Genomic DNA, 4,954 nt, shown 5'->3' with positions numbered 1-4,954 from the left:
CATCGGCGCGCTGCAGCAGATCCTGGCGCAGGCGGGCCTGGGCGAGCAGGTGTCCTCGTGGATCGGCACTGGCCCCAATCAGCCGGTATCGCCGTCGTCGCTGGCCGAGGCGCTGCAGGGCACGGGTGCGCTCGACACGCTGTCGTCGAGCACCGGCCTGTCGCGCGACGATGTCGCGGCGCAGCTCAGCGCCGGCCTGCCGGAGCTGATCGACCAGCTGACGCCGCAGGGCCAGGTGCCGCCGGCGGCCTGATCGGCCTTGCGAAGTGCCGGGACGGCGGCCGCGCCGCTGTCCACGCAAAAAGGCCCGCCGATTGGCGGGCCTTTTTCTTGTGCGGCGGGCTGAGTGCGCTCAGGCGAACGAGTAGAACACGCGGAACTGCACGCGGCGCTCGGCCCAGAATTCGGCGGCGTCGCGGAACACGTCAAGCAGCGTCTCGCGCGCTTCCTTGTCGAACTTCTGCGCGCAGGGCAGGCCCTCGAGCACGATGACGAAACCGGGCTGCACGCCGGCCTTGTGAATCATGTCGGTCAGGCAATCGGCCAGCGCATCGAAGTTCTTGCCGAAATGCTTCGGGAACAGGAAGGCGGTGGCGATCGTTTCCAGCACCTCGCCCTTGGTCGTGCAATGGGCGCAATTGGCGTAGAGAAAATGCTGGCCGAGGTCGGCTGCCGCCTGTGCCAGCTCGGGCACGCGGAAGGCGCGGATCGACTGGACGATATTGGGTCGCACGGTCTTGAACAGGTTCAGCGCGGCCTCTCTGCCGCAGGCCACTTCGGCATTGCCGTCCTGCGGCGACGCCGGCGGCAGTTTATTGTGCGCGACCTCGTAGCGGGGCATCATCAGCACACTGTCATAAAGGTTCTGGGCATGTTGTTGAGCCCGCTGCCAGCCATCTCCGGCGCCGCGCTCTTCGCGGGCGGCAAGGGCGTCGCCCAGTCCGAAAATGTCAGTCATCATCTGATTATCCGTTTGAAGCTGTTGTAGTGGTCTTCCGTGTAATAGCAGTCGTTGGCGGCCCGTTGTTCGCCGCCACAGACGATTCGCTTCGCCCCCCGATTGCGGCTGCCTGGACGGGCAACCGTGTATTCACGGTAATAGCCGCGCGGCCGCCGAGGCAGGATCCGCTCGTAGTTGCCGAACCGCGAGCCATCCTTCGCGTACGGATACGGCCCTCCGGCCTCGATGCGCTGCAGCGTCTGCTGTGCCTCGTTGGGCAACTGCTGCACTGCAATGGTTCCCAGCGTATCCGGCAGCACCTGCGCGGACTGCTTCGCCTGGGCCGGCTGCGCCAGCGTGGCCGCCATGGCCAGCGCCGCGAGCGTATGCAGGGCGCCGCGCGCAACCCGTTGGAGCGAAGGCTGGACCCGTAGCAGGATCTTGTCGGAGCGCGATGCGCGTTGCGGCAAAGAAGTCGGGGAACCCACGTTGTCTGGTCTGGTGGCGCAGCAATCCAACGCCAAGCGCGGTCAAGGGATCGCCTGCATCGAAGGCGCTAGGTTACGCGCAAGCGGTTAAATAATCAATCCCCGCGCGCCGGCCACGCCGAAAACCTGAATTGTTTCAAGGCGTTAATGGAATGTATGCGCACACTAACCGTCGCTGAAGGCCAATAAAAAAGCCGGGGCATGCCCCGGCTCCTGCACTCGCCTGGCGAGGTCTTACCGCTTCGCCGCCGCGTCCACCACCACCAGCGACGTCATGTTGACGATGCGGCGGACGGTAGCCGACGGCGTCAGGATATGCACCGGCGCGTTGACGCCCAGCAGGATCGGGCCGATCGCGACGTTGTTGCCGGCGGCCGTCTTCAGCAGGTTGTAGGCGATATTGGCGGCATCGATGTTCGGGCACACCAGCAGGTTCGCTTCGCCCTTCAGCGTGCCGTCCGGCACCAGCTGGTCGCGCAGCTTCTGGTCCAGCGCGCAGTCGCCGTGCATCTCGCCGTCGACCTCCAGCTCCGGCGCGCGCTCGCGCAGGATCGCCAGCGTTTCGCGCATCTTCTGCGCGGACGGCGCTTCCGACGAGCCGAAGTTCGAATGCGACAGCAGCGCGATCTTGGGCTCGATGCCGAAGCGCTTGAGCTCCTCGGCGGCCATGATCGTGATCTCGGCCAGTTGCGGCGCGCTCGGATCGACGTTGACGTGGGTGTCCACCAGGAAGATCTGGCGGCCCGGCAGCACCAGGCCGTTCATCGCCGCATAGACCTCGTTGGTGCCGCCCAGCACCTGGTCGATATAGCGCAGATGCGCGGCGGTATTGCTCACCGTGCCGCAGATCATGCCGTCGGCCTCGCCCTTGTGCACCAGCATCGCGCCGATCAGCGTGGTGCGACGGCGCATCTCGAGCTTGGCGTACTGCGGCGTCACGCCCTGGCGGGCCATCATCCGGTAGTAGGTGTCGGAGTAGTCGCGGAAGCGCTCGTCGTGCTCGGGGTTGACCACGGTGAAGTCGACGCCCATGCGCAGGCGCAGGCCGAAGCGTTCGATGCGGTGCGTCAGCACGGCCGGCCGGCCGATCAGGATCGGGTTGGCCAGCTTCTCGTCGACGATCACCTGCACCGCGCGCAGCACGCGCTCTTCCTCGCCCTCGGCGAACACGATGCGCTTCTTCTCCATCGCGACCTTGCGGGCGGCCGCGTAGATCGGCTTCATCAGCGTGCCCGAGTGGTAGACGAACTGCTGCAGCTGCAGCTTGTACGCGTCCATGTCCTCGATCGGGCGGGTCGCCACGCCGGAGTCCATCGCCGCCTGCGCCACCGCCGGCGCGACCTTGACGATCAGGCGCGGATCGAAGGGCTTCGGAATCAGGTATTCGGGGCCGAACGACAGATCCTGGATGCCGTAGGCCGTCGCCACGATATCGCTCTGCTCCTGCCGCGCCAGCTCGGCGACGGCGTGCGCGGCGGCGATTTCCATCTGCTTGGTGATGGTCGTCGCGCCCACGTCCAGCGCGCCGCGGAAGATGAACGGGAAGCAAAGGACGTTGTTGACCTGGTTCGGATAGTCGGTGCGGCCGGTGGCGATCACCGCGTCGGGCCGCACTTCCTTGACCTGCTCCGGCATGATTTCCGGATTCGGGTTGGCCAGCGCCAGCACCAGCGGGCGGTCGGCCATCCGCTGCACCATGTCCTGCTTGAGCACGCCGGCGGCCGACAGGCCCAGGAAGATGTCGGCGCCGTCGATGACCTCGGCCAGCTTGCGCTTGTCGGTCTTCTGCGCGAAGCGCGCCTTCTCCGGATCCATCAGCTCGGTGCGGCCCTCGTAGACCACGCCGGCCAGGTCCGTGACCCAGATGTTGGACAGCGGCAGGCCGAGATCAACGAGCAGATCCAGGCAGGCCAGCGCTGCCGCGCCCGCGCCGGAGGCGACCAGCTTGACGTCCTTGATGTCCTTGCCGACCACGCGCAGGCCGTTGATCACCGCCGCGCCGACCACGATCGCGGTGCCGTGCTGGTCGTCGTGGAAGACGGGAATCTTCATCCGCTCGCGCAGCTTGCGCTCGACGTAGAAGCATTCCGGCGCCTTGATGTCCTCGAGGTTGATGCCGCCGAAGGTCGGCTCCAGCGAGGCGATGATCTCGACCAGCTTTTCCGGGTCCTTCTCGTCGATCTCGATATCGAACACGTCGATGCCGGCAAACTTCTTGAACAGGCCTGCCTTGCCTTCCATCACCGGCTTCGAGGCCGCCGGACCGATGTCGCCCAGGCCGAGCACCGCGGTGCCGTTGGTGACCACGCCGACCAGATTGCCGCGCGCGGTGTAGCGGAAGGAATTGGCCGGATCGGCGACGATCTCCTCGCAAGCGGCCGCGACGCCCGGCGAATAGGCCAGCGCCAGGTCGCGCTGGTTCGACAGCGGCTTGGTCGGCGTGACCGAGATCTTGCCCGGGGTCGGAAACTCGTGATATTCGAGGGCGGCTTTGCGCAGCGCCTCGCGCTGCTGCTGTTTCAGCTCGTCTTGCGAGATTGCCTGCGAGTTCGGCTGTGAATCGGGCTGCGAAGGACTGGTCATCGGCGCATCTTCCGGTCTGTGGAGCCGTGTTTGACGAAGCGGAAAGCGGTGGGAACACACCCTCGCGGGCCGGCTCCACCTGCCCGCTGTCTCCTGATCGAGCCCCGCATTTTATATTGTGAAATTTTATTTCACAATAAGCGTTTTGCGAGAGGCACCTTTGCGTTTCGGTACAATATGCCGGATGCGGAGGGCACTGACCAGCCGCGCATGCCGTCCGAGGCGTCGTCCGGCGGCCCCGTCACAAGACACCCAGGACTCTCCCGCCTTCTTGCCGCGCCCGCCGGGCGGGTTGCCGAGCCGACTCCAGCATGCCTCCGACCGACCGCGACCCCGCCGCGCAACCTTCCACGCATCCATCCGCGCAGCTTTCCGAATTTGAACTGATCCGCCGCTATTTCACCCGGCCTGCCCGCAAGGCGGTGCTCGGTGTCGGCGACGACTGCGCGCTGCTGGACCCCCGCCCGGGACATCTGCTGGCGGTCAGCACCGACATGCTGGTCAGCGGCCGCCATTTCTTCCCCGACGTGCCGCCGCGCGCGCTGGGCCACAAGGCGCTTGCCGTCAATCTGTCCGATCTCGCCGCGATGGGCGCCGAGCCGCGCGCCTTCACGCTGGCGCTGGCGTTGCCCGAGGCCGAGCCGGCGTGGCTGGCCGAGCTTGCCGCCGGCATGCTGGAACTGGCCGACGCGCATGGCTGCGAACTGGTCGGCGGCGACACCACGCGCGGCCCGCTGACGCTGTCGCTGACCGTGTTCGGCGACGTGCCGCGCGCCAGCGCGCTGCGCCGCGACGCGGCCCGGCCGGGGGACGACATCTGGATCTCCGGCACGCTCGGCGACGCGCGGCTGGCGCTCGGCGACTGCCGCGGCGAATGGCTGCTGCCCGAGCCCGAATTCACGCTGGTGCGTCCGCGCATGGACACGCCGACGCCGCGCGTGGC

The 4,954-nt window shown here is 66.9% G+C and carries 5 protein-coding genes; 2 read left to right on the top strand and 3 right to left on the bottom strand.

Translation table 11 applies throughout. The features are described from left to right. On the top strand, nucleotides 1-253 hold a 253-nt coding region (locus tag B551_RS13225; protein WP_043439474.1), incomplete at its 5' end, for a YidB family protein. Nucleotides 254-352: 99 nt separating this feature from the next. On the opposite strand, the gene B551_RS13220 is transcribed toward B551_RS13225, so the two are convergent. The 3 genes from B551_RS13220 to B551_RS13210 form a co-directional block, all read right to left on the bottom strand. Beyond that, nucleotides 353-961 carry a barstar family protein gene (locus B551_RS13220; RefSeq protein WP_006579293.1) on the bottom strand — a complete coding sequence of 203 codons (609 nt, stop codon included), beginning with the start codon at nucleotides 959-961 and terminating at the stop codon, nucleotides 353-355. Further along, nucleotides 958-1,308, bottom strand: a complete 351-nt coding sequence (locus tag B551_RS13215) for a ribonuclease domain-containing protein (protein WP_052511364.1) — start codon at nucleotides 1,306-1,308, stop codon at nucleotides 958-960. Before B551_RS13215 ends, B551_RS13220 begins: the two co-directional genes overlap by 4 nt. Nucleotides 1,309-1,662: 354 nt before the next feature. Then, on the bottom strand, nucleotides 1,663-4,011 hold the full coding sequence (locus B551_RS13210) for an NADP-dependent malic enzyme (RefSeq protein ID WP_043439473.1): 2,349 nt from the start codon (nucleotides 4,009-4,011) through the stop codon (nucleotides 1,663-1,665). A gap of 311 nt (nucleotides 4,012-4,322) precedes the next feature. On the opposite strand from B551_RS13210, the gene thiL reads away from it, so the two are divergent. Next, on the top strand, nucleotides 4,323-4,954 hold a 632-nt coding region (gene thiL / locus B551_RS13205), incomplete at its 3' end, for a thiamine-phosphate kinase (protein ID WP_023264273.1).

The organism is Cupriavidus sp. HPC(L), assembly GCF_000307735.3.
GTDB lineage: Bacteria > Pseudomonadota > Gammaproteobacteria > Burkholderiales > Burkholderiaceae > Cupriavidus.
Note: the sequence above shows the minus strand (reverse complement) of the source record. Positions and strands in the feature narration are given on the sequence as shown.